General features: G+C 38.8%; 1 protein-coding gene. It reads right to left on the bottom strand.

The features are described from left to right. Positions 1-257 (bottom strand): hypothetical protein (locus CDZ78_RS21565; RefSeq protein ID WP_140414279.1); only part of this gene is annotated, 257 nt, incomplete at its 3' end. Positions 258-1,205: the final 948 nt, after the last annotated feature.

The following is a 1,205-nucleotide window of genomic DNA, read 5'->3' as shown; positions in this document are numbered from 1 at the left end:
GATAGCAGATAACGTCGGGAAGGGGGATTTATGCGACAGAACCGTTTTCTTTCTATAGTTGACACTCTTGATTTTAGTTTTTGTGTTCTTAATTTTTCCATCCAGGCGCACCATGCTACCTCACGAAATTCCGGGACTCCTGTCGCCATAATTCGTTCGGATGGGAGATGCCCTGAACGCCCTGAGTCCGCAACGACTACGCACAAAAGCCGCTTCGTCATTATTACCTCAGTGGCTGGACGGCTTTCGGAATGCAATTCTTGCTCCTCTCGCGTGCTGCTAGCACACGTCGAATCAGCGAATTGCCCTGTGGCCTATCAGGGACTAAAAATCACCACTTCGCTAAGATCCGTTTCCATGATTTTCAGCGGAGGATGATACAAATTTATTAAATATGCGTTGTGAACCCGATTAAATTAAAGGTAAAATACCTGAGAATATTCTTTGAATTGGAGGTTTTGTATGGTTTTTTATAAAATAGTTATTACTTTTAGTCTTATCAGTCTAATTGTTGGATGCACAACAGCCGGGCCTTATATCACTAATATTTCAAGTGATGGTGCTAACGGGTTAAATATAGAAAAATGCAAGGTGGAGTTCAATATGCTTTTAGGTGTCATAAATACAGGTGACTGCATTAACAGTTCAATAAATCTAACATCCTCATAGAAATAAAACTAAATTAAAGGCAAACGATATGGCTTTAAGAAGTAAAATAAAAGCAAAGTTGAGTGCAGTCGATAGTTGTTATAAAAGACAGCTATAGACTTTCAGAAAAATAACTTCCAAAAAAGCGAAGGTGATTATTCAATACCTTCGCCAAAGTTAAAAAAATACTCGATGAGTAGTTACCTATACTCCATCACTAAAATTACGATAGTCTAGTGTTAAAGCCAAGTACCATGTGGCATTCAGGAAAGTAATGGCTTGAAAAATAGAACCTTCTTTTGGTCAAATCAAACCTTATGATCGCGTAGGTAATAGGGTTATTTTGTTTTTTTGCGACAGAACCCTTAGCTTGCTATTGTTAATAACCTGTTTATGTATTCTCACTTAATCGCTCCTAATTATACTTCGCATCCGTGACCGCGCGAAGTATATCATGCCTGTAATGCTCGCAGGGCGCATTCTCCACAATCACTCTCAATTACAGCAATATGTATTCTCTTAAACCGCGCTCCGCGCATCAATAATAATTAATTGTA

The sequence above is a fragment of the Bathymodiolus platifrons methanotrophic gill symbiont genome, from assembly GCF_002189065.1.
Lineage (GTDB): Bacteria > Pseudomonadota > Gammaproteobacteria > Methylococcales > Methylomonadaceae > Methyloprofundus.
This window is presented reverse-complemented; position numbering and strand designations above follow the sequence as displayed.